The sequence below is a fragment of the Lysinibacillus sp. TE18511 genome (assembly GCF_054062295.1).
In genome coordinates this window covers 1-24,271 of sequence record NZ_JBSSFD010000029.1, presented here as the reverse complement: position 1 = coordinate 24,271, position 24,271 = coordinate 1, and the positions used below count along the sequence as shown (strand labels likewise).

The window sequence follows — 24,271 nt, the reverse complement described above, 5'->3', positions numbered from 1 at the left end:
GAAAGTGCGCCAAAGCATCCTTCCAATTATTGAATCCATTTATTGAGTGCGTGATAATCTGGATATTGTTTCAGCGAATCCTCACATTGCTCACAAATGCAGTGCACCGTCGTTTGTCCATGTTGATCTTTCTCAACATAATCATCCGCTTCTCCCATTTCAAAAATATGCAGTTTTCGGATTGTATCATCTGCATCAAATGGTAGTGTCCCTATTTCTACTTCACAATGCCGACATCGATAGCGAACTGACATCTCCAAATCATCCTCCTTTAAGCAACTTCCTACTTAAAGTATAGACATTTCTAAAAAGGATTATGCACTTTCCAATTTTCGCTCAGCTTTAATGTCTTAGTTACTATGACTTCAGAAAAGAGAATAATTTTTGCATTGTGTTGAAGACTACGCTATACAGTTTAGTTGGCCGTAGTCACAAGGTCCGTCCGTAATATCCACAATAAGCTTTAACTTTTTATATATTTATTTACTACTGTTAAAGTGATTCATCACATCAAGAAATGGTTCTGAAAGAGATGCTTCTATAGCATTTACACACTTTTCAATAGCGTCCCCAACAACAGCTTGATCTTCTTTTGAAAATTTCGATAACACGTAATCTGCTACCTTCATGCCAGCTGGCGGGCGATTAACCCCAACACGGATGCGATTAAATTCTTGCGTGCCTAAATGCTGAATTAATGATTTAATACCATTATGTCCACCTGCACTACCTTTTTGACGCAGACGTAATTTACCTGTTTCTAAATCTAAATCGTCATAGATAACAATTAAATCTTCCACATCAATATCAAAATAGTCCATAAGGGGACCAACACATTCCCCTGATAAATTCATATATGTTAAAGGTTTAACAAGTAGAACCTTTCCTTCAGGACGATGTACCGTTGCATACATACCGTTAAACTTTGAATTAGTTAAAGGTGTACCCCATTTTTCAGCTATAGCATCAAGAACATCAAAGCCAATATTATGTCTTGTATGTTCATAAGGTTTACCCGGATTCCCTAAACCGACGATAATTTTCATAAGTACCTCTCTTCTTTCAAATCTAATAGTCATTATTTTACCATACCGTGTGCCAAGAAAGCATTTCGTACATTTCTTGAATGGAAAAAATTCAAAAATACAAAAGCACTGATTAACTAAGAAAAGTATAGATGCTTTTCAAAAGCTATATTGAGACTCCACTAAAAAACAGAAGGTCTCAAATAAAATATCGTTCTCCTTCATAAATCTTTTAATTATATGAGGTATATAGATTTCCATAAAACACAAAAAGGCTGCTAAAGAAGTATAGCCTTCTTTAACAGCCTTTCCTGATTATCTATTTTTACTCTTATTCAGTACTATCTGCTTCTTCAACTACTACAGCTGGAGCCATCATCGTTGCTAATATGCGATCATCTTCACTAACAATCTCAAAATCTATTGTTTCACGAATATTTGCTACTGTAATGGACTCACCAATTAAGAGTTTAGTAATATCCACTTCAATTACTTCAGGCATATCAGTTGGTTTTACTTTAATTTTCAACTCTAAGTTAGGCTGCATCAAAATACCACCTTCACTTACGCCAACTGAATCTCCGACAAGTTTAATAGGCACATCAGCTTCTAACGCTTCCGACATATTAATTGCAAAAAAGTCTATATGATTTACTTCATCTCTCAAAGAGCTTTGTTGTATTTCTGACACAACAACATTCACTTTTTTCCCGTCTAAATCCATCGGAAATACACTGTTTTGTCCATTTTTTAAAATAGATTTTCTGAATTCCTTCGCTGAAATAGAAATTGGGGTTGAATCTAAATTATAGCCATAAATAACCGCAGGAATGGCTCCCCCTTTTCTAAGTTGGGTTAATGTCGAACGATGCCCAGCTTCGCGCTTTTTAACACTTAATACTTTACTCATTATCTATACTTCCCCTTCCAAGAAAAATTATTTACGCCTTACGATTAATGTCACTATCACTTTTTAAAATATAATGACATATGTTGAAGGCTATAATAATATTTACCTCTATTTCGGCTCATCACCATAACGTGGGGTTGATTTCCGTTCCGACTGGGCGCTTTCCTGGGGGATTCGGGACAACAATTGTTTTCTGTGCGAAAGCGTAGTGCAACGAAGCGGCAACAAAAGGGTTTTATCTGCGCGAAAGCGAAGCGGCGGCGGCAAAAGGGTTTTATCTGCGCGAAAGCGAAGCGGCGGCGGCAAAAGGGTTTTATCTGCGCGAAAGCGAAGCGGCAGCGGCAAAAGGGTTTTATCTGCGCGAAAGCGAAGCGGCAGCGGCAAAAGGGTTTTATCTGCGCGAAAGCGAAGCGGCAGCGGCAAAAGCACCGATGTTGGTCACGGAGGCGTTATCACAGGATGTGATGCTCTTAGCTTTCGTTCCTCTATCGCTAATCCCCAAGGAGTCGCCCAGTCTTCACCCCAATCAACTTTTTCATTTAAAATATGTTTTAACAAAATGTATCCCCATCTTTAGGTGATAAACCTCTATTTTTTATAAAGTAGTGTAAATATTATTAAGTCCCATTTACTATATACTCTTTTATAAGAAAATTCACACAAAAACACATATAAAAAGGACAAATCTACTTTTTAACGTAGATTTGCCCTTACTTTGCCATATATTACGGCACTTGCAATATCTTTATTTATATTAATCAAATAGAGTACTTACAGATTTGTTTTCATAAACACGAGAGATTGCATCTGCCATCAATTTAGCTACTGAAAGCTCTGTAATTTTCGGAGATTTTTTCTCTTCAGAAAGTTGAATTGTATTTGTTACTACTAATTCTTTAATCGAAGAGTTTTCGATACGATCGATTGCTGGTCCTGATAGTACTGGGTGAGAGCAGCAAGCATAAACTTCTTTCGCACCAGCAGCGCGTAATGCATCGGCACCGATTGTAATCGTACCTGCAGTGTCAATAATATCATCAATCAAGATTGCCACTTTACCATCAACATTACCAACAATGTTCATTACTTCTGCAACATTTGGTTTTGGACGGCGCTTGTCAATAATTGCAATAGGTGCTTTTAAACGTTCTGCCATTTTACGAGCACGTGTTACACCACCATGGTCTGGGGAAACAACAACGATTTGATCTTCTGGAATACCTTTTGATTTGAAGTAATCAGATAGTAAAGGCACTGCCATTAAATGGTCGATTAGAATATCGAAGAAACCTTGGATTTGTGGTGCGTGTAAATCTAAAACGATTACACGTGTTGCACCAGCTGTTTCAAGTAAGTTTGCTACTAATTTAGCTGTAATTGGCTCGCGTGCTTTTGCTTTACGGTCCTGACGAGCATAGCCATAGTAAGGCATTACAACGTTTACTGTACGTGCAGATGCACGTTTTACAGCATCTACCATAATTAAAAGCTCCATTAAATGTTCGTTTACAGGCGCAGAAGTAGACTGCACGATAAACACATCACAACCACGAATACTTTCTTCAATGCTAATTTGAACCTCTCCATCACTGAAGTGCTTAACAGAAGATCTACCTAATTCAACACCCATTTCTTGCGCAATTTCTTGAGCAAGTGGATTGTTAGAATTAAGTGAAAATATTTTTAATTGTGAGTTTGCATAATGATACGGCATGATGGCCTCCTGTTTGGTTGATAATTATTTTGAATTTAGTTTGCTTACATAATTCGGTTTGTTTTCTTGTCTTGCACGAGCAATTGCAAGTGCATCCTCAGGAACTTCTTTTGTAATTGTAGATCCTGCAGCAATAAATGAACCTTTTCCAACTTTCACTGGCGCTACTAAGTTAGTATTACATCCTACAAATACATCATCTTCAATAATTGTTTGGAACTTGTTTTTTCCATCATAGTTTACAGTAATGGAACCACAGCCAATATTAACATTACTTCCTATTTCAGCATCGCCAATATAGCTTAAGTGTGATATTTTTGTGTCATTACCTAGTTTACTTTTCTTCACTTCTACAAAGTTACCAATTTTCACATGGCTACCAATATCAGAAAGTGGTCGAATATGCGCAAACGGTCCAATAGCTGTGTCTTCCGCTACAGCGCTTTCACGCACAACAGAAGAATGCACAGTTGTTCGGTCACCGATTCGGCTATCCATGATTTGTGTGTTTGGTCCGATTATACAATCTTCACCAATAACAGTCGCACCTTCTATCATAGAGCCTGGCTGAATGACAGTATCTCTACCAATCACTGCGTCTGCGCTAATATACGTTGTTTCTGGATTAATGATTGTCACACCGTTACGCATATGTTTTTCATTAATTCTTGCACGCATTAGCCCTTCTGCTTGTGATAAAGCCACACGATCATTAACACCGAGTGTTTCTTCAAAGTCTTCCGTTACATATGCTTCCACGACATCGCCTTGTTTTTGTAAAATTTCAATCACATCAGGTAAATAAAACTCACCCTGTGCGTTGTCGTTTTTCACAAGCTTTAATGTCTCAAATAACGCTTTATTATCAAAGCAGTATGTGCCCGTATTAATTTCTTTAACTAATTGTTGCTCTGCTGAAGCATCCTTTTGTTCAACAATTTGCTCCACCTGTCCATTGTCGCCACGTAAAATACGACCATAGCCTGTTGGGTTTTCAGCAATCGCTGTTAAAATAGTAGCCTTAGCATTCTTTACTTGATGATGCTCGAACAAAGCTTGCATCGTTTCAGGGCGAATAAGTGGCGTATCACCACAAACAACTAACGTTGTACCTTCTTCGCTACCTAAAATTGCCTCAGCCTGTTGTACAGCATGAGCTGTCCCTAACTGTTCAGCCTGTAAAACATATTCGCTTTTATCTCCAAGCTGTTGTTTTACCTTTTCTGCACCATGTCCTACAACCGTTACAATGCGATTCGCATCTAACGTTTGAATGTGATCCACTACATGTTGTACCATCGGTTTCCCACATACTGGATGGAGCACTTTATATAATTTGGACTTCATACGTGTACCTTGACCTGCAGCCAAAATGACAGCAAAAATGTTGCTCATCTGTAAGTCCTCCAATACGCTCATTTTCTCTTATGACTATATAGCAAAATCCATCTATTTTCAAGGTGTGTAGACTTGACAAAAAGATGAATTTCCAAATCAAATGCACCTTATGCTCGAATGTTAATATGTATTTCCTAAAACTGCTCTATTTCTCTTATTCACAAAATAAAAAGAACTCTCCAATCAAGAAGAGCTCTAATTATATACTATAGCCAGATGTATACTAAAATTTCAATAGATTGGATCGTCACCCTAGCATGGGGTTGATTTCCGTCTCGGCCTGGGCTCCGATGAGTCGCCCAGCATCCAATCAACTTATATACAAGGCATAGGTTTTATCAAATTTCATCTCCAACTTTTGAAGATGAGCCAATAGCTTTTTACATTAACATTTATTTCTTTTGTAACTATACGCCAATTCCTTCTAATTCTTCTGTTTTCTCGACTTCTTCTGTTTCGCTTGAATTATGGTACTCGTTTAAAATAATCTCCTGAATTTTATTGCGAGTCGTTGAATTAATAGGATGCGCAATATCTCTAAATTCACCGTCTGGCGTTCGTTTACTTGGCATAGCAACAAACAAACCAGTATTCCCATCGATTACACGAATATCGTGAACCACAAACTCATTGTCGAGTGTAATGGAAGCAATCGCACGCATGCGACCATCCGTCTGTACACGACGTAACCTTACATCAGTAACTTCCATTTTCTCACCACCTCTCATCTTAGATGCCTAAATAAAAATCTAATATTCTTTATTACCGAATATTTTCCTTTTTCTAGTCTATCAAATTTTCTAAAAAATTTGAATACTCATTAGTATAATATTTCCTTTAATTTACGGAAATTTTGACAATTGTTTGTCAGCTGCTCTGATACTAATAAAAAAAGCCCACTAAAAAGAGCTAATCACTTCTCTTCTAGCGGGATTAAAAAATTTCTTATTTAACGATGGCAATAACTTCAATTTCTACTTTTACATCCTTCGGTAGACGTGCAACCTCTACTGCTGAACGAGCTGGTTTATGATCGCCAAAGTGGCTAGCATATACTTCATTCATTGCGACAAAGTCGTTCATGTCCTTCATAAAAACAGTTGTTTTCACAACATTGTCTAATGAAGTTCCAGCAGCTTCTAAAACTGCTTTTAAATTAGCAAATACTTGATTTGTTTGAACCGTGATGTCGCCTTCTACTAATTCGCCAGCTGCTGTTAGTGGAATTTGACCTGAGCTATAAAACATGCCATTTACAATAATACCTTGTGAATATGGTCCGATTGCTGCTGGTGCATTTGTTGTTGCTACTACTTTCATTTGTCATTTCCCCTTTTTAGAAAAATAGTTACCTTCACTTAATGCAATTGTACGGTCCTTTTCATTGACCTCATGAAGCTTCACTAGTGAATAATAATCATCTACTAATGTCTCATCTGCATGCTCAGCCTCTACAAGTACTGCAATACCTGCCAACTGACAGTCAAACTCCTCTAATAGATTTTTCATGCCGTTCATTGTACCGCCGACCTTCATAAAGTCGTCAGTAATAAGCACTCTTTGTCCACTCTTCATACTTCTCTTTGATAATACCATTGTCTGAATTCTTCTGGAAGAACCAGATACATAGTTGATGCTGACTGTAGAGCCTTCCGTTACCTTACTATCTCTTCTAACAACAACAACTGGTACATTTAAATGTCTTGCAATAGCGTGGGCAATAGAAATCCCTTTTGTCGCCACAGTCATTATGACGTCAATTTGCTGGTCAGCAAAAGCTGATGCAAACACCTTTCCAACTCGATTAATTAAATCTGGATTGCCGAGTAAGTCCGTCATAAATAAATAACCGCCTGGTAACAAACGATCTGAATGCTCAAGCTCCGCCTTTAAATCCTGAATAACTAAACGGACCTCAGCCTCGGACATTTTAGGAATATACTTAACTCCTCCAGCAGCGCCCGGTACTGTTATCAATAACCCGATTCCTTTTTCTTCGAAAGTTTCTTTTACAATCGTTAAATCTTCACTAATAGAAGACTTTGCAGATTGATATAGTTCTGAAAAATAAGTTAGCGGGATCAACTGATGTGGATGCTCTAGTAAATAGTACGTCATATCAACTAGTCGTTCACTACGTTTCCATTTCATGCGACCCTCTCCTAAACACGAATATTTATAGGTAAAATTAACATAAATTTGCGGTTTTAAGCAAGCGTATTTCGCTCGCCTAAAATTCGGACAGCATATACTTCTTCACAAAAACCACGTAAACCATTGTAAATGCGGCTTACACGAGCTTCACTATCCACTAAACCAAACACAGTTGGACCGCTTCCACTCATTAATGTTGCATCTGCCCCAAAGCGCTTCATCTGTTCCTTTAACATTACTACTTCTGGATGAAGCTTAAATGTTACAGTTTCTAAAACGTTTCCTAATGATGCACAGAGTAACTCATAATTTGTCGTTTCAATAGCATGAATCATTTGTTTCGTATTTGGATGTGCTAATCCCTCAACCTTTAGTCCACCATACACTTCAGCAGTAGAGACACCTATTTTTGGCTTAGCTAAGACTATCCAACAGTTTGGTGGTGCAGGCAATTCCTGAATTATTTCTCCACGTCCTGTTGCTAATGCCGTACCACCATAGACACAAAAAGAAACATCTGAACCAATTTTAGCACCTAATTCGGCTAACTCGTCTATAGATAGCCCTAAATTCCACAACTCATTTAAACCTTTTAGTGTAGCAGCCGCATCGCTACTTCCACCTGCTAGCCCTGCTGCAATTGGTATTTCTTTTTCTATAGTAATGGATACACCTTGTCCAATGCCGTATGTATCTTTAACTAGACGCGCTGCCTGATAAGCAAAATTACGGTGATCATTTGGCACAAAATTATCAGTCGAAATTATTTCAATTACGCCATCTTCGCGGGATTCCAGACTAATACGATCAGCTAAATCGACAGTCGTCATGACCATCTCTACTTCGTGATAATTATCTGGTCTTTTATAAAGTACATCTAATGTTAAATTTATTTTTGCAGGCGCCTTTACATAAAGCATCTTTCTTCCTCCTTAGTATAAACAGCCGTTCATCTTTCACAAAGATTATTCATTTTATTTTACCATAACAGGAAAGCGAAAACGGAAAAAAAGAACCGTATACCCCTGTTTGGTGTAACGGTTCTCTCTCGTCAGTTGTGTTGTTGTGTCGACAGGAAGTTTTCATCCCTGCTGAAATGAAGTTATCTTTTATAAGTGGTCTATTTCAAAAATAGTCTACTTATTATGCTCTTGCTCACTACTTGCTCTTTCAGCCATTTCAATGGCACGTTTCACCATATTACCGGCGTCTCGAGCTTTTATGCCGCCCCAGCCTTCTCGTTGCACAACATCATAAAATCCAAGTTCTTTAGCGATCTCTTCTTTTAAACGAGGTGACATGATACCTTTTCTAGGCATATAAACTCCTCCTTTAACAACTGACGAATTTAGTATGTCCCAGAAAACGCAAAACACTCATGCAGTTTGAACATACATGAGCGTTTCAAAATATAGAAATAAGTACTAGAAACTATTTTGCGACAGCAGCCTTTGCTTCGTCTAAAAATGTAATCTCTACTGCTTCAGTTAAAATATCTGTGTAGCTATACGATACGCGCTTGCACGTATTGTCCTCTTGATCAAGCTCAACTACAAAAATAGCGCGATATGTCTCACGCAATACCCCTGCACACTCGACCGTTTTCTTGCGACCGCCGTTTGCTCTTAACTGCAAACGTTTACCCAAATGACAATCCAACGACTTTTTAATGTCCGCTAAAGTTTTTGGCATTTTCGCTTACACCTCACTACTACTTAGTATAAGCGATTCGCCCAAAAATGTCAACAAAATATAATATTTTATCAGCCTACAATAAATATTGTCAACTTATTTTTTATGAAAAAAATATTTTTTTTTACGTAAACTCAAAAAAGTTAACAAAAAAGTTTTACTTTGCAAACGTTGGATATAGTGCATCTGCCAATTTCCCAAACTCTTGTATAGTAAGTGTTTCTCCTCGACGTGTTGGTTCAATATTTACTGCAGTTAAGGCCTCCATAATTTTCTCCTTACGTTCCTTTCCATTCGGTAAACTTGATTGCAAATTATTAAATATCGTTTTTCGACGCTGTACAAACGACGCCCGAGTTACGACAAATAAGAAGTCCTCATCAATTACCTTTACTGGAGGCTCATCATGTTTAATAAGACGGATTACCGCAGAATCTACATTTGGCTGTGGCATGAAAACAGTCTTCGGTACTGTCATAGCTATATCAGCCTTTACATAGTATTGGATTGCAATTGATAAAGAACCGTACTCCTTCGTTCCAGGTTTAGCCGTAATACGCTCCGCTACCTCTTTTTGCATCATGACCACAAAGCCACGAATTGGCAAACGATCATTGAGCAATTTCATTAAAATCGGTGTCGTCACATAATAAGGTAAATTTGCTACAACCATAATATCTTCAATTCCCGGCATCTCTTCATTAATTACCTTCTCAACATCCGCCTTTAAAATATCTGAATGTACAATAGTAACATTGTTATATGGACTAAGTGTATCTTCTAATACAGGTAATAAGCGCTGATCAATTTCAAAAGATACAACCTTTTTGGCACTTCTCGCTAAATGCTCTGTTAATGCTCCAATGCCAGGACCAACTTCGATTGCACCACTATTCTCAGTCAAATTTGCATGACTAACAATATTACGTAATATATTCGGATCTATTAAAAAATTTTGACCTAAACTTTTTTTGAATGAAAATCCATATTTCTTTAAAATCTCTTGTGTTCTAATGGGTGTTGCAATATCCTTATGCATTGTTTTCCTCCTGATCTAACTGTGCGACGGCCGCACCAAATTGCTTTTCTGTAATTTGAAACATTTTCAATCTTTTATGAAGTTGTTTACCGTTTGTTGCACCAATATTTAAAATCTCTCCAAGGCGATCACGACGATTTTTCGCCTGTTGATGACCAATCAAACGTGCTGTCATTAAATCCTCCAGAGTAATATCATCGATGATGAACTCAACACTATTTGGGGTATAGACATGTCGTAATGCCTCTCGTATATCCTCATCTGCTGCATGCTCAATGCCTAGTCCTTTACCGTTTTTTGCAATTGTTTTAGCTTTTGGTAAAAAAGCGTGTTTCACTCCTTTTACACGCTCCTCGATAATGGCACGAATCCGACGGCCTGGATAATCAGGATCAGTAAATACAATAACACCTCGTTTATCCTGTGCATGTTGAATTCGCTTGAGTGTCTCCTCTGAAATAGCCGATCCATTTGTTTCTATTGTATCTGCCTGTGTAGCCCGCTTAATAGCTGTTGTATCATCTTTTCCTTCAACAACAATAATTTCTTTTATTTGCAAAAAGGCTCCTCTTTTCTACCTTATCTTCAGACCATTTTACAACTGCACTGTACGATTGTACAGAAATACACGGTCGTTCACCTTCTTATATAATACTCTGTACTTGAATTGAGTATTGTTGTTCATCAATTTCGCGCAGACTTATTGCCGCTGTCGCTACGGCTTACCTTATGTAAATTTAAATTAGTTACGCTTCATTCTCTAGAATATAAAAATGACTAAAAAAAGATAAAAAAGCTTTCCTGCCAGTCAAAACAGGAAAGCTACTAATTAGCGAAAAACACATTGATTAATTTTACAATTTTTTTAATTTAATACTTTTATACGCACTTTCCTAACTCCCCAATTGCTAGCTTGGGCTTCAGTTTGTACAAGTATGTCGATCTTATTACCCTTAATTGCACCACCAGTATCTCCTGCTATAGCTGTTCCATAGCCTTCAACCCAAACTTTTGAGCCCAGCTTAATAACAGATGGGTCTACTGCGATTACTTTCAATCCAGAACTTGAGCGCAAATCAATGCCAGTGGCAGATGTACCCGAGCAACCATTACAATAAGGTGTATAGGCTGTTGCCGTTACATAAAATTCTTTACCGCTAGCTGGCTCTTTTGAACCACGTGATACAGTTGCTGCACTTGCTACTACAGATTTAGTACCTACTGCTACCACTTGCTTCTTTGGTTCTTTTACAACTTTTTCAGATTGTAGATTTTTTGCTACAACTTTGCCATTTTCCTTCACGACTTCATACGTTCGAGTAATTACGCCTTCCTGGCCAGCTGTTACAACTTTTTGTTTTCCTTTTTGTAATGAAGCATCCTGCTTCTTTTCAATTGCGAAATCTAAAGAGTCTTCCACTACATCGATAACCTTTTCTACGCGAACTACTGTGATTTTACTTCCCGGAGTGATTACGTCCTTCTGGTTATTCTCGACACGATCGAATTCATTTAGCTGAATTCCCTGTTGTTTTAAAAAGTTAGCGACCGTAGTCGAAGTGGACCATACTTGTCTTTTGTTTACACCATCGACAAGCGTTACTTGAAACGCTTTTTGAATATCAATTTTGTTATCTGCTCCTACTTCTGTATCTAGACCTTGTGCTAATGCGTCATGCTCTGATACTTCGATATTTGCTTCTTTCAAAATGTCTTTCACTTGTGTTTCAGTTGTCCAAACTTTTGACTGATTTCCATCAACTGAAATAGTTACTTCTTTTGCCTGTTCCCATGTAATTGCTAAACCATTTGCAATTTTGGTATTCAGAGAGGGTGATATTTTGTCATGCTCTGCTACGTCTATATTTTGATCTTGTAATAATTGTTCTACAGTTTTGGCATGTGTTACTACGTTGATTACTTCCCCGTTTGCATCAAGCGTTACGGTTTTTTTAGTAACTTGAAAAAGTACAAATGAAATTACAGTTACAAACAGGACAAGTGAAATAATGCTTATCACTGTTTGCTTACTCCTCAATGATCCTAAGAACAAGTTTTTCATGGAATTATTTGACATGAAAAAACGCCTCCTTAATACAAAGTTGGATTATACGGACTAGTTTTGGCACTGTCAACCCGAATGTTTTGGAAAAGAAATTTGACCTTGCCTTTCCACCCAACCACAAACCCAGCATTGGAGGCGTCTCAGCTACTAAATGTCAATCCCAAAAAATTTTTTCGCATTTGCTGTTGTGACCTGTGCAACATCCTCAACGTTTAACCCTTTTAAACGAGCAATTTCTTCTGCAACTAATGGCACTAATGCTGGCTCATTACGCTTTCCTCGATATGGATGAGGCGCTAAATAAGGAGCATCTGTTTCAATCATCAAATGCTCTAACGATATTTCTGTCGCCACTTCCTTTGGCATACGTGCATTTTTAAATGTTACTGGCCCACCAAGACTAATCATAAAATTCATAGCAATACATTCACGTGCTGTTTCCACGCTACCACTATAACAATGCATCACGCCCCCCACAGATGCTGCATTTTCTTCACGTAAAATTTGTACAACATCTTTTGTTGCATCCCTGTTATGAATAATGATTGGTAAATTTAACTTTTGCGCTAAATGGATTTGCTTGCGGAAAAGTGCTTGTTGAACATCCTTCGGGGATTTATCCCAATAGTAGTCCAACCCAGTTTCACCAATACCAACTATTTTTGGATGTGCTGCTAATTCCTCAATCCAATTTAATTCCTCTTGCGTACAATCAATCGCATCTACTGGGTGCCACCCTATGACACCGTAAACAAAATCATATTGTTCAACCAATTGCATTGTTTTTTCAATGGTTTTACGGTCAAAACCAACAACAACCATTGTCTCTACTTTTGCTTCAAGAGCTCTATCAATAACCTCTTGTAAGTCTTCTTCATACTGATCTGCGTTTAAGTGTACATGTGTATCAATGAACATCGTCATTCTCCTAACATAGATTTTATTAAAAATTATTATTTCATATTTTGCGTAAGTATTACAATTTTGTTACAGACAATTTGGTATTATGACATTACCCGTAACCTTAGGCACCAAATTTGTTACTATATACCTAATAAAACTCACCATTTACTGCACGTAAGTTATTTCAAGATAATAAAATACTCATTTTTTAAACAGATTTTAAAAGCCTGCTGAACTTTTTGCATTCAGCAGGCCTTCCTAAATTTTTTTACTTTACTTTCGCACCATTCTCTAGTTTTGGATCAACTGATGCTAATTTTAAAATTCCATCTTTTTCACCGGCTAGAATCATTCCTTGTGATAATTCGCCACGTAATTTAACTGGTTTTAAGTTAGTGACTACAATTACTTTTTGACCTATTAATTCATCTGGTGAATAGAACTTTGCAATGCCTGAAACTACTTGTCGTTGCTCATATCCAAGATTCACTTGAAGCTTTAATAATTTGTCTGCTTTCGGAATAGTTTCACATGCTGTTACAGTAGCTACACGTAAATCTACTTTCATAAAATCATCAATTGTAATTTCAGGGATTTCTGGAATTTCTACAGATTTTTTCTCAACTTTTGACTCTTCTTCTTGTGGAGTTTTCACTGAACCGCGCATTTCCTCACGAATATACGCAATTTCAACTTCACTCTCTAAACGAGGGAAAATCGGAATTCCTTTTTCTACCACTTTAATGTTTGCCGGAATAGTATTGCCGAATGTTTCAATTGTATCCCATGCTAAGAATTTGTCATCCAAGCCTAATTGTTCAAGAATTCGTTTAGGTGTAGATGTCATAAATGGTTGTAACATGACAGCAATTTGATGTAAGCTTTCCGCCAAATTTCGCATAACGGCGCCTAATTTTGGTTTATCCGATTCCTCTTTTGCTAGGACCCACGGTTGAGTTTCATCTATATATTTATTTGTTCTCGACACAAGTGTCCATAAGTCGGCTAATACGACACTAAATTGCATTTTTTCCATACTTTCTTCATATTTAATACGAACAGATTCAGCCTGCTCTTTCAAAGCTGCATCAAACTCTGTCGACTGAAGATTTTCAGCTGGAATAATGCCGTCGAAATATTTGTTTATCATTGATATTGTACGATTCAATAAATTTCCTAAATCGTTTGCTAAGTCGAAGTTTGTACGTTCAACAAAAGATTCTGGCGAGAATACACCATCAGATCCAAATGGTAGCTCACGCAATAGGAAATATCGAGTCGCATCTAAGCCATAACGTTCTATTAGCATTTCAGGATAGATAACATTGCCCTTTGATTTCGACATTTTACCGTCCTTCATCATTATGAAACCATGTGCAAACACTTTTTTAGGAAGTGGTAAATCTAGTGCCATTAAGAAAATCGGCCAATAAATAGTATGGAAGCGAACGATATCTTTTCCAACTACATGTACGTCTGCCGGCCAATATTTATTGAATAGTGTTTCATCCTCTGATAGATAGCCTAATGATGTAATATAGTTAGTTAAGGCATCTACCCACACATAAATCACATGTTTAGGATCTCCTGGAACTTTAATTCCCCAATCAAATGATGTTCTTGAAACAGATAAATCTTCTAGACCTGGTTTAATAAAGTTGTTAATCATTTCATTTTTTCGAGATTCCGGCTCAATGAAGTCAAGGTTTTCTTCATAATAAGCTAATAGACGATCTGCGTATTTCTTCATATTAAAGAAGTAAGATTCCTCTTTAACTTTGTGTACCGGACGACCACAGTCTGGACAGTTACCATCTACTAATTGCGTTTCAGTAAAGAATGATTCACATGGTGTACAGTACGAACCTTCATACTCACCTTTATAAATGTCATTATTGTCTAAAAACTTTTGGAAAATCTTTTCGACAGCTTTCGTATGACGCTCTTGCGTTGTTTGTATAAAGTCATCGTATGAAATATCCATTAATGCCCATAGTCTTTTCGCAGAATCCGCAATTTCATTCACATAATCTTGAGGATGTTTGCCCGCTTCCGCAGCTTTTTCTTGAATTTTTTGTCCATGCTCATCCATCCCAGTTAAAAAACGTACATCATAACCACGTAAACGTTTATAACGTGCAATCGTATCTGATGCTACAGTTGTATACGCTGTACCAATATGAAATTTTCCACTTGGGTAGTAAATAGGGGTTGTTATATAGAATGTTTTATTTTGTTCGTTCACAAGAACTGCCTCCATTGTTTCACAGTATACTATCTATTCTAACGAAGTACGAAATTCGTTTCAACTTCTTTCAGCAGGTGTCCTAACATCCGCTGAGAGAAGTTAGAGTCTCCGGCGGATGTCACGGAATCAGAAAGGAGCTCTTTGTGCAAGCACAAAGCCGATTCCGGACGCAATTATGCCGAGGCATAATTGATTGAAAGTTTCTCGCACGCGAAAAATGTCGAATAATATAATGAATCCATTTAATGTATTAAATAAGAATCTTTTTTACTATAAATTAAAATATATAATAAAAACCTTTTAAAATAATCAAAATATCTGTTTTCTCCTCAAAAATTTTTTCAAAGCAATAATATTAGTGTATTAATTAATTGACGTTTATGGCATTACTTGGTATGATAACTATCAGACAAAGAAATTATGTCGAAATTTGACGAAACACCAATATACATTTAAACATTAGGAGGAAAATAATTATGAAATCAACAGGAATCGTTCGTAAAGTCGATGAATTAGGTCGTGTAGTAATTCCAATCGAACTACGTCGTACATTAGGTATTGCAGAAAAAGACGCTTTAGAAATCTATGTGGATGATGACAAAATCATCTTAAAAAAATATATGCCTAACATGACATGTGCTGTAACTGGTGAAGTTTCTGATGATAACTTCCGTCTAGTTGGTGGCAAATTAATTTTAAGTCCTGAAGGCGCAGAAATGTTAGTGAAAGAAATTCAAACTAACTTAAAAAAATAATTTGTTACACACCTAAATTGAGAACAGCAATTTAGGTGTTTTGATTTTATAAAGTATAATATAACCAATTATTAAGTCCCTTATAATGTCCATGTCAGACCTTTCATGATTAAGGGTACTATTTTTTACAATTATTATCAATTAAAATATTGGCTTATCACTATAACGTGGGGTGATTTTCGTTCCTTAATCACTAGGTCGACCAGCCCCACTCCAATTAACTTATATTGGCATGCATTCTTAACAAATGTCATATCGCAATGTTGTTGGTGATGTGCCATCTATTTGAATAGATATAAAAAAGAGGTGCCTGATATACGGCAACCTCTTTTTTACATTAACTATGATATTCATTATAGACGTCTCGCTTCGCTACTTGACGTAATTTTGCTACTTCCTTTATAGCTTCTTTCGATGTAACACCTGTATGATTAATAATATAATCGACATGATCAATAATAGACATTGTCATCCAATAGGCTTCTTCACTATTTTCTTCCTCGGCGTTTTCGTTTCCTTCAAGGACAATACAAAATTCTCCTCGAATTTCCTCTGTTTGTGACCATTCCACTGCTTCACCTAATGTACCACGTAAAAACTCCTCGAATTTTTTTGTTAACTCACGAGCTAATACAATTCGACGATTCCCAAGAATAGCTTCCATATCTTTCAAGGTTTCCTTTAATCGATGAGGAGCCTCATAAAACAAAATGGTTTCCTGACGTTTTTTGAGTTGCTCTAATTGTTGTCGACGTTCCTTTTTTCCTCGGTTCAAAAATCCATGAAAGAAAAAGGGTTGTGGCGTTAACCCAGAAGCAATTAATGCTGATATTGCTGCATTGGGACCTGGCACTGGAACAACTGGAAAGTCTTGATCGATTGCTTTTTCTACTATATCTGCACCAGGATCAGAAATACAAGGTAAACCAGCATCACTAACTAATGCAACGGTTTTTCCTTCACGTAATAGGGCTAACAGCTTCTCTCCGCCCACCGCTAAATTATGTTCATGATAGCTTATAAGTGGTGTTTCTATATTAAAGTAGTTGCATAACTTCTTTGTATTACGCGTATCCTCGGCTGCAATAATATCTGCTTCCTTTAAAATACGTAGTGCACGCACACTCATATCCTCTAGATTCCCAATAGGTGTTGCAACTAGATATAAACAACCTGTATGATCATGTATTGTACTTTTCTGAGATTTCATGACCCATCTCTCCCTATATATTTTATTTTTTGCGTTCGTGTTAACTGTTTAAAAGCATATTCTGCACGCATCGCCTCAGGTTTTGTATCGAATTCCTCTACATAAATACATTGCACTGGTCCTCGTGCTCTCGTATATTTTGCACCTTTACCAGCATTGTGTACAGCGACACGTCTGTCTACATTATTTGTATAGCCTGCGTATAAGGATTGATCGGCACATTCTAGCACATAAAAATAATGACTATTGTTCTTTTCCATAAAGGATTTCTCTCACTTCTGCTGTATATTCATTGTTGGCATCATAGACATACAGGGGAGGCAATATTTTTAAATCAGGTTTACCGTCTTTAATTCCTTCTATTAATAGTGTATTGGCTTCCTTACCTTCTTTTGGATAAATAAATTGCATTCGTTTAGGCTCTAAACGATTTGCCCGCATTGCCGTAACAATATCTAATAATCGACCAGGTCGATGAACAAAAGCTGCTTTTCCACCTTGCTTTAATAATTTGCTTGCTGATTGTATCGATTCCTCTAACGTTAAATATAATTCATGACGTGCAATAGCGTAATGTTCACTTAGATTTTTATCACTAGCTTCATGTGCTAAAAAATAGGGTGGATTACAGGTTACAGTATCATATTTTTCGATCCCGAGCTTCTGAGGAATTTCCTTCACATCACCAAGAACCATATCAATTTGCTCTTCTAACTTATTGTAACGGATACTTCGTTCAGCCATATCAAATAAGCGTGGTTGAATCTCTACTCCTGTAATATGTCCTTTTGTTCTGGCACTTAGAAACAGCGGAATTACACCATTACCTGAGCATAAATCAACAATTTTCCCTTTATGATATGGGACATTGACAAATTTCGAAAGTAGTACTGCATCCAATGAAAACGAAAAGACAGAGGGACTTTGAATAATACGTAAATTCTCAGCCAATAAATAGTCTAACCGTTCGTCATCCTTTAACCAATCTTCCATGTTTCTTCCTCCTACTATACAAAACAAAAGACTGACACCACCATAGTGGGAATCAGTCTTCTATTACACATTTTGTTTATTTAAAAATGATAGACAAAACAGACAGTCTTCGCCTTTCCTTGAACTTCCAAAATGAACATGACAAACATGGAAGCCTTCTTGGTATAGACGTGCTAGGTTATCATAGCCTTCGCCAATATCTAACGAATTCCCTTTCTTCTCAACAATAGCTTGTACAGTAGTTTCATTAGAAAGTAGTTCTTCTAGACGTGTACGAAGGTGATGATTTTCTGTTTCGAGTGCCTTATGCTCTTCCATCATTAACGCTACAAATTGTTTCAATGCACCAAATTGCTCCTGCATTGCTTCGAGCTGTTGTTCGAACTCCATAACGGTATCTAAGAAATTACGGTCCTTCACCCAAGCCACCTCGTTCAATTCTCTATCTTATATAAGATTTTTTTCGTATGCTAGCAGTTCTTCAAGTGTATATTCGACTGTGCGCTCCTGCTCTTGTAAATATACTTGTATAAGTCTTTCCAGTACATTTAAACCTACAACTTTACCGCGGCCATCTGGTGTCATCGTCATTTCACCAATATCTGGCATACCCTCTTTTGCTTCCTCATATTCATCATTTTCATACTTCAAGCAGCACATTAAACGGCCGCAAAGACCTGAAATTTTGGATGGATTTAAAGATAAGTTTTGATCTTTAGCCATTTTAATAGAAACCGGCTCAAAATCGCCTAAAAAAGTTGAGCAGCAAAGCATTCGGCCACATGGACCAATACCACCTAACAACTTCGCCTCATCACGTACGCCAATTTGCCGAAGTTCGATACGTGTTCTAAAAACCGAAGCTAAATCTTTTACTAAATCTCTGAAATCGACACGTCCTTCAGCCGTAAAATAAAAGATAATTTTATTACGATCAAATGTATATTCAACATCTACGAGCTTCATTTCTAAACTATGCTCTATGATTTTTGTACTTGCTAATTCAAATGCGCGCTTTGATTCTGCAGCATTTTCTTCTACTTGAATACGATCCCGTTCATCCGCTGGTCGTAGAACTTGTTTAAGTGGTAATACAACATCATTATCCCCAACAACCTTTTGAGGGACAACTACTTTACCATATTCCACACCGCGAGCTGTCTCTACAATGACATATTGACTGTCTTCTAGTAGATATGATGCTGGATCAAAATAATATATTTTACCCGCCTTTTTAAAGCGGATCCCCACTACATTATACAAATGTATATCCCTCCTGCAGATTTAGCATTAACTGCTCCATCATTAACGTCCTATTCATGTTACGCTGTAAAGATGCACGTGCCTGTAAAATTGACTCCATTTGACTAGATAGGCGTTCATAAGTCGAATGCAACGCAGCTTCTTTAAATGTTTGTAACATGTCTGGATAAGTACAAGATGCTTCGGGATTAGCTTTTATTGACACTATATCACGGTAAGCAAATAGTAGTAAATCCAATGCCTGCTCCATCTCGCCTTTTTCTTTAAACAGCGGCAACCATTCTTCATGTACAACAAGCATTGCTTCATGTACATTCTGACGAATTGCCTCTACTAATTTTAACACTGTTTTTCGAGCATGTGCAAACTGCTCATCATTTGCTAAAAATATCGCTGTTTCGAGCTCGTTCGTCATCATGCTCACTGTAGAAGCCATCGAATAAGAAATATTTTGATCTTGCAAATGCTTTAACAATATATGTCGAGGCATTTTTTGAAATTTAATATGCTGGCAGCGAGAGCGAATCGTTGGTAATATTGACTGCATTTGCTCCGTTAGCAAAATCGCAGTTACCTCACCATCTGGTTCCTCTAAAAATTTAAGTATCATGTTTGCAGATGCAATATTGAGACGATCTGCATGATGAAGTACATAAATCTTACGTCCTTCTTCAACGCCCATCATTTTCATCTCAGCAATTAATTCACGTATTTGATCAATTTTTATAAATTGACCTTCTGGATAAATTTGATGAATATTTGGATGATTGCCTGAATCGACACGTCTGCAATTTCGACATGTTTCACATGGAACATTTTGATTTGGTTGCTCGCATAGCATTAATTTTACAAAAAACTGCATAATATCTACTTTGCCTGTCCCTTTTTCGCCATCAAAAATGTATGCATGCGCTAATCTATTTTTGTCAAAAATCGTTTGAAGCTGCTTCATTACGACTGGCTGTAGTGTGAATAGCTCTTCAACATTCTTGGCCATATATTTAAATTCCTTCCTATAACAATTGCTCACTTTTAGTACAGAAATATCTACTTTTTAGAGTAGATAGATTAGTTACATATTAGTTTCATGTCATTCACAAGTAGTTCCTTACCTAGTGTTGTAAAAATGACTGCTGAATAGATTTGAAAAAAGCCCGCGCCTACAAGAGAACAAGACACGGGTTTTACATATATAAATTAATTAATAAGCCTTTAATCTCACCAATTTTATCAAGGAGGTCAATTGCTTCTTTTTCTTCATCTAAAATATCTTGTGCAAGCTCCACAAGACGCGTATCAATAGTTTCAATAATTTTTAAGCGTCTTCCTTCACCAAAACGATTCCATGTATGTGATTGCTTTAACTCCATACCATGCTCTACTGTTTCTTGTAGAAATCGTTTAACAAGCATTTTAAAACGAGCAAGTTCTCGTAAATTACGTGATCTTGCAACACGGTCACCCGCTGTTGATATATCTCCTAGCAATCGTGTAAGCTGTTCAGTTTGCAGTTTGGTTCCTTGCTTGACGACCATATCTCCAAATCGGTTATTTTGATTATTGTTATGCAGTGGCTCTTTACGATTAGTATTTAACCCGACACGTATATCTTGATTGATCTTCAAGCTGTTTTCGCCCCCACTTGCTTTCTTTATCAAATACGCAAAAGCTAATTTATAATGTGTTTACGTTATATTTAACATGGCAATAATTTAAAAATGGTGAAACTGTTCAATTGGTAATACAAAAACAGTCGCTCCCCCTACCTCTACCTCCACAGGATAAGGTATATAGGAATCTGCATTTCCACCTAATGGTGAAACAGGTGCAACCATTTGTTCTCGTGCTCGACAATTATCACGAATTATATCTAAAACTTTGGGTATGAGAGAGTCTTCCGTCCCAATAAGAAACGTCGTATTTCCTGAGCGTAAAAATCCTCCTGTGCTCGCTAACTTAGTTGCGCGAAACTGATTTTTCGTTAAAGCATTCGATAAACGGCTGCTATCCTGATCTTGAACTACAGCTACGACTAACTTCATTCGCACTCACCCCTTTTATAAAATTCACCTAAACAAATTTTAACTACCTTTTTTAATACAGTAGCATCTACGGGAAATGTTAATCTTATTTAATAAGCGTTATATAGCCAAATCAAATATACATCGGAGACTTTATCTTCAGTCAGTTGATGTCCAAATATCGTCTGAATGAAGATAAAATAATAGATGTTACCATTATATCACAATGTGGTGGACAACTTCATGTTTTTACTGTATTACTTCATATAATAATGACCATACATCTTCAACAACACGCTCAATATTTTGGTCTGCATTGACGACATATATACGCTTAGGATAACGCTCCACTAACTGTAAATACCCTTCCCGAACCTTCTTATGAAAAGCTAAACTTTCAACATCTAAACGATTTACTTCTCGCTCTCCGTGAGCATGAATCCGGGCTAAGCCAACCTCTGGAGCAAGATCAAATAATATTGTCATATCAGGTAACTTCTTACCGATTGCAAACTCATTAATAGATAATACTTCATCGACACCAATACCACGTGCATATCCTTGGTATGCTAAAGATGAATCAATAAAGCGATCACAAATAACCATTTTACCAGCATCCAAAGCAGGTCGTACTTTTTCAAAATAATGCTGACTTCTCGCCGCTGCGTATAGTAATGCCTCTGTACGCTCATCCATTGCAGTATGAGCAGGGTCTAAAATAATCGTCCTAATTTTTTCAGCAATCTCAATACCACCAGGTTCTCTCGTTGCTAAAACATCAATATTTTCTTGTGCAAGTCGCTCAGCTATTTTTTGAATAACTGTTGTTTTTCCAGCACCTTCTGGACCTTCAAATGTAATAAATAAATTGCAATTCATGCTGTTATTGCCTCCAACTATTTAATGACCTCTATCATTTTTTCTTCTAAACGGTGATTTCCTTGAAACGTCGCACCAGTAGCTAGTAATTCCTCAAGTTGACTCAACTTTGCTACTGTTATTTTTTCGCCCGGAACAAGCAATGGAATGCCAGGTGGATACGGAATAATCATACTTGCGGAGATACGCCCCATTGTACGCATATACGGCAACCATTCTTTTTCCGCCCCTTCAACCTCATCAAATGTATAAGCTGGTTCCGTAATAGCTACAAAATTGTAGGCTGTTTGAGAAGCAGTTATTATTTCTACCATTGGCGTACTCAATAACAATGTTATTGCATCCTTAATACGGACACGAATTTCTGCAAATGGATAGCTATGCCCCTGTTTCAACAACGGTAGCACAAGCAATACTTGATTTGCATCTGCTAGCTCTGCATAAACATGCTTTGCTTCTAATGCCTCCTGTAATTGAAAGCCACTATAGCCATCAACGCGGAGTAATAATTTTATTGGATCATCGACTTCAATAACTTCCAAAGAACCAATAGCCCGTAATGCCTCTATCCATTGATTCCTTTTTTCTATTATATATGCACCGTCACTCTCCATATATGTCTGTACATAATAGCGTGCATCATCTAAAGAAGCTAATAAAAGATAGGATGGACTACTAGATTGTAGCATCCGTAAATAATGATTTACTTTTTCAACATCGATGAAGTCTGAATTGACATGCATAAAGGATGCCATTGTCATAGCAGGCAATGTTTTATGTGCTGACTGTACTACGATATCAGCACCATATGTCAATGATGACGGTTGGAATAAAGTACACGCACTAAAATGAGCTCCATGTGCTTCATCCACCAAAACAGGAATACCTCTTTCATGACAATACGCAATCTGCTGCTCTATTTCTTTAGATGTCACACCATAGTAAGTAGGGTATGTTAAAACTACTGCACGAGCCTCTGGGAAATAATCAACAGCTTCTTTTAAATCTCTATAAGAAACATGTGTTGCAGTTAGTGTTCGTTCATCCCAAAGTGGCGAAACAAATACAGGCTTTGCTCCAACAAGCTCAATTGCATGAAATATAGACTTATGTGCATTACGTTGGACAATAATTGTATCACCTTTTTTACATGTGGCATAAATCATGGCTAAATTACCAACTGTCGATCCACCTACTAAAAAGAAGCTCTTCATCGCCCCATATGTATCTGCCAACAAGTTTTCTGCTTCTAATATCATTTCCTCTGGATGATGTAAGTCATCAAGGCCCGATAATTCAGTTACATCATAGCGCATTACATCTTTAAATGCCTGAGGAAGATGTGACAGTTCTCCATGCTTATGCCCTGGTACATGAAAGGAAATATTTTGTTGTAGTCGAAAGCGCTCTAACCCTTCTACAATTGGCTTTTTCTTTTGCAAAACAAAACACCCATTTCCGTTATATTCTTATTTAATTATACGAAATTATAGCATGATAAAAAAGCTATCCTAGTAATTTGGATAGCTCCGCTTATCAGATCTGATAAATCTACCAAATCAAATTTAACTTAATCATTATTTGATTCCCAGCACTTGAAACAGCCTTTGAAATAAATAATATCGAAATCCCCTTGAAATACCCAAATCATATCTTGTACATTTGGAAATTCATGATGCAAATAACCCTGTATTAGAATAGCTCATTCCCCTTTATTTTCAATAAATTCCTATAACCTTATTTTTTCAATTCAAATATCTTCACTGTATAACCCTTTTTTTGCTAATTTAAATCAATTAAATTGCAACATTTTTCAGGGTTTAGTCATGACTCTAACATTAAATATAGGTATTTGTTGAGCCCTTGAAAGCAAACAAAAAAGCCACTGATTTCTCAGTGGCTGCTGTTTGCCTAGCGACGTCCTACTCTCACAGGGGGAAGCCCCCAACTACCATCGGCGCTAAAGAGCTTAACTTCCGTGTTCGGTATGGGAACGGGTGTG

Annotated in this window: 28 protein-coding genes and 1 rRNA gene; 2 read left to right on the top strand and 27 right to left on the bottom strand. The window is 37.0% G+C overall.

All coding sequences use genetic code 11. From position 1 onward, the window contains the following. Window positions 1–26 precede the first annotated feature (26 nt). The 3 genes from ACVWXS_RS18250 to ACVWXS_RS18240 all read right to left on the bottom strand — a co-directional run bounded on the left by ACVWXS_RS18250 (window position 27) and on the right by ACVWXS_RS18240 (window position 1,935). Window positions 27–254, bottom strand: a complete 228-nt coding sequence (locus tag ACVWXS_RS18250) for an anti-sigma-F factor Fin (protein ID WP_010857031.1) — start codon at window positions 252–254, stop codon at window positions 27–29. A 225-nt stretch (window positions 255–479) separates the two neighbouring features. Continuing rightward, on the bottom strand, window positions 480–1,046 hold the full coding sequence (gene pth / locus ACVWXS_RS18245) for an aminoacyl-tRNA hydrolase (protein WP_456959537.1): 567 nt from the start codon (window positions 1,044–1,046) through the stop codon (window positions 480–482). A 310-nt stretch (window positions 1,047–1,356) separates the two neighbouring features. Next, window positions 1,357–1,935, bottom strand: a complete 579-nt coding sequence (locus ACVWXS_RS18240; RefSeq protein ID WP_456959536.1) for a 50S ribosomal protein L25/general stress protein Ctc — start codon at window positions 1,933–1,935, stop codon at window positions 1,357–1,359. Between the two features lie 195 nt (window positions 1,936–2,130). Between ACVWXS_RS18240 and ACVWXS_RS18235 the strand changes: the two genes are divergently transcribed. Beyond that, complete coding sequence (locus ACVWXS_RS18235) at window positions 2,131–2,400, top strand: hypothetical protein (protein WP_456959534.1); 270 nt, start codon at window positions 2,131–2,133, stop codon at window positions 2,398–2,400. Window positions 2,401–2,689: 289 nt separating this feature from the next. Here ACVWXS_RS18235 and ACVWXS_RS18230 read toward each other — a convergent pair whose 3' ends face one another. From ACVWXS_RS18230 to metG, 13 genes are all read right to left on the bottom strand, one after another. Next, on the bottom strand, window positions 2,690–3,649 hold the full coding sequence (locus ACVWXS_RS18230) for a ribose-phosphate diphosphokinase (RefSeq protein WP_368638480.1): 960 nt from the start codon (window positions 3,647–3,649) through the stop codon (window positions 2,690–2,692). A 24-nt stretch (window positions 3,650–3,673) separates the two neighbouring features. Further along, window positions 3,674–5,044 carry a bifunctional UDP-N-acetylglucosamine diphosphorylase/glucosamine-1-phosphate N-acetyltransferase GlmU gene (gene glmU / locus ACVWXS_RS18225; RefSeq protein WP_368638479.1) on the bottom strand — a complete coding sequence of 457 codons (1,371 nt, stop codon included), beginning with the start codon at window positions 5,042–5,044 and terminating at the stop codon, window positions 3,674–3,676. 410 nt (window positions 5,045–5,454) lie between these two features. Then, complete coding sequence (gene spoVG / locus ACVWXS_RS18220; RefSeq protein ID WP_402990823.1) at window positions 5,455–5,757, bottom strand: septation regulator SpoVG; 303 nt, start codon at window positions 5,755–5,757, stop codon at window positions 5,455–5,457. Between the two features lie 235 nt (window positions 5,758–5,992). Then, complete coding sequence (locus ACVWXS_RS18215; protein ID WP_068986585.1) at window positions 5,993–6,367, bottom strand: RidA family protein; 375 nt, start codon at window positions 6,365–6,367, stop codon at window positions 5,993–5,995. A 3-nt stretch (window positions 6,368–6,370) separates the two neighbouring features. Beyond that, window positions 6,371–7,198, bottom strand: a complete 828-nt coding sequence (gene purR, locus ACVWXS_RS18210) for a pur operon repressor (RefSeq protein WP_368638477.1) — start codon at window positions 7,196–7,198, stop codon at window positions 6,371–6,373. A 56-nt stretch (window positions 7,199–7,254) separates the two neighbouring features. Further along, entirely contained in the window at window positions 7,255–8,121 is an 867-nt protein-coding gene (gene ispE / locus ACVWXS_RS18205; protein ID WP_402990828.1) for a 4-(cytidine 5'-diphospho)-2-C-methyl-D-erythritol kinase, read from the bottom strand. 216 nt (window positions 8,122–8,337) lie between these two features. Beyond that, window positions 8,338–8,520 (bottom strand): small, acid-soluble spore protein, alpha/beta type, encoded by a 183-nt coding sequence (locus ACVWXS_RS18200; protein WP_053594103.1) that lies wholly within the window; start codon window positions 8,518–8,520, stop codon window positions 8,338–8,340. Window positions 8,521–8,632: 112 nt separating this feature from the next. Beyond that, complete coding sequence (gene veg, locus ACVWXS_RS18195) at window positions 8,633–8,893, bottom strand: biofilm formation stimulator Veg (protein ID WP_053594102.1); 261 nt, start codon at window positions 8,891–8,893, stop codon at window positions 8,633–8,635. A 157-nt stretch (window positions 8,894–9,050) separates the two neighbouring features. After that, window positions 9,051–9,932, bottom strand: coding sequence for a 16S rRNA (adenine(1518)-N(6)/adenine(1519)-N(6))-dimethyltransferase RsmA (gene rsmA, locus ACVWXS_RS18190; RefSeq protein WP_374964317.1), 882 nt, complete (start codon window positions 9,930–9,932; stop codon window positions 9,051–9,053). Continuing rightward, window positions 9,925–10,491 (bottom strand): ribonuclease M5, encoded by a 567-nt coding sequence (gene rnmV, locus ACVWXS_RS18185; RefSeq protein WP_374964319.1) that lies wholly within the window; start codon window positions 10,489–10,491, stop codon window positions 9,925–9,927. Before rnmV ends, rsmA begins: the two co-directional genes overlap by 8 nt. A 306-nt stretch (window positions 10,492–10,797) precedes the next feature. Next, window positions 10,798–12,009, bottom strand: coding sequence for a ubiquitin-like domain-containing protein (locus ACVWXS_RS18180; RefSeq protein WP_456959530.1), 1,212 nt, complete (start codon window positions 12,007–12,009; stop codon window positions 10,798–10,800). 135 nt (window positions 12,010–12,144) lie between these two features. Next, complete coding sequence (locus ACVWXS_RS18175; protein WP_068986579.1) at window positions 12,145–12,915, bottom strand: TatD family hydrolase; 771 nt, start codon at window positions 12,913–12,915, stop codon at window positions 12,145–12,147. A gap of 253 nt (window positions 12,916–13,168) precedes the next feature. Next, the gene (gene metG / locus ACVWXS_RS18170; protein ID WP_456959528.1) at window positions 13,169–15,160 is read right to left on the bottom strand and encodes a methionine--tRNA ligase; all 1,992 of its coding nucleotides are present in this window, start codon (window positions 15,158–15,160) and stop codon (window positions 13,169–13,171) included. Between the two features lie 464 nt (window positions 15,161–15,624). Between metG and ACVWXS_RS18165 the strand changes: the two genes are divergently transcribed. Beyond that, entirely contained in the window at window positions 15,625–15,903 is a 279-nt protein-coding gene (locus tag ACVWXS_RS18165; RefSeq protein ID WP_068986577.1) for an AbrB/MazE/SpoVT family DNA-binding domain-containing protein, read from the top strand. 337 nt (window positions 15,904–16,240) lie between these two features. Here the strand turns inward: ACVWXS_RS18165 and rsmI are convergent, their stop codons facing one another. The 11 genes from rsmI to rrf all read right to left on the bottom strand — a co-directional run. Then, window positions 16,241–17,113 (bottom strand): 16S rRNA (cytidine(1402)-2'-O)-methyltransferase, encoded by an 873-nt coding sequence (gene rsmI, locus ACVWXS_RS18160; RefSeq protein ID WP_456959525.1) that lies wholly within the window; start codon window positions 17,111–17,113, stop codon window positions 16,241–16,243. Continuing rightward, a complete protein-coding gene (locus ACVWXS_RS18155; protein WP_068986575.1) occupies window positions 17,110–17,373 on the bottom strand; it encodes a GIY-YIG nuclease family protein in 264 nt (87 codons plus the stop codon). Before ACVWXS_RS18155 ends, rsmI begins: the two co-directional genes overlap by 4 nt. After that, window positions 17,357–18,106: a tRNA1(Val) (adenine(37)-N6)-methyltransferase gene (locus tag ACVWXS_RS18150; protein WP_456959524.1), complete on the bottom strand. Its 750-nt coding sequence runs from the start codon at window positions 18,104–18,106 to the stop codon at window positions 17,357–17,359. The genes ACVWXS_RS18155 and ACVWXS_RS18150 overlap by 17 nt, the downstream gene beginning before the upstream one ends. Before the next feature lie 63 nt (window positions 18,107–18,169). Continuing rightward, the gene (gene yabA, locus ACVWXS_RS18145) at window positions 18,170–18,526 is read right to left on the bottom strand and encodes a DNA replication initiation control protein YabA (protein WP_368638471.1); all 357 of its coding nucleotides are present in this window, start codon (window positions 18,524–18,526) and stop codon (window positions 18,170–18,172) included. Window positions 18,527–18,553: 27 nt separating this feature from the next. Beyond that, window positions 18,554–19,369: a PSP1 domain-containing protein gene (locus ACVWXS_RS18140; RefSeq protein WP_068986572.1), complete on the bottom strand. Its 816-nt coding sequence runs from the start codon at window positions 19,367–19,369 to the stop codon at window positions 18,554–18,556. Beyond that, the gene (gene holB, locus ACVWXS_RS18135) at window positions 19,362–20,366 is read right to left on the bottom strand and encodes a DNA polymerase III subunit delta' (protein WP_068986571.1); all 1,005 of its coding nucleotides are present in this window, start codon (window positions 20,364–20,366) and stop codon (window positions 19,362–19,364) included. Before holB ends, ACVWXS_RS18140 begins: the two co-directional genes overlap by 8 nt. A 187-nt stretch (window positions 20,367–20,553) precedes the next feature. Beyond that, complete coding sequence (locus ACVWXS_RS18130) at window positions 20,554–20,994, bottom strand: YaaR family protein (RefSeq protein ID WP_068986570.1); 441 nt, start codon at window positions 20,992–20,994, stop codon at window positions 20,554–20,556. 87 nt (window positions 20,995–21,081) lie between these two features. Continuing rightward, the gene (locus ACVWXS_RS18125; RefSeq protein WP_010857007.1) at window positions 21,082–21,411 is read right to left on the bottom strand and encodes a cyclic-di-AMP receptor; all 330 of its coding nucleotides are present in this window, start codon (window positions 21,409–21,411) and stop codon (window positions 21,082–21,084) included. Window positions 21,412–21,639: 228 nt separating this feature from the next. Further along, window positions 21,640–22,269, bottom strand: coding sequence for a dTMP kinase (gene tmk, locus ACVWXS_RS18120; RefSeq protein ID WP_368638470.1), 630 nt, complete (start codon window positions 22,267–22,269; stop codon window positions 21,640–21,642). A gap of 17 nt (window positions 22,270–22,286) precedes the next feature. Beyond that, on the bottom strand, window positions 22,287–23,711 hold the full coding sequence (locus ACVWXS_RS18115; RefSeq protein WP_456959522.1) for an aminotransferase class I/II-fold pyridoxal phosphate-dependent enzyme: 1,425 nt from the start codon (window positions 23,709–23,711) through the stop codon (window positions 22,287–22,289). 467 nt (window positions 23,712–24,178) lie between these two features. Continuing rightward, window positions 24,179–24,271: ribosomal RNA gene (gene rrf, locus ACVWXS_RS18110) — 5S ribosomal RNA — on the bottom strand; the annotation flags it as partial.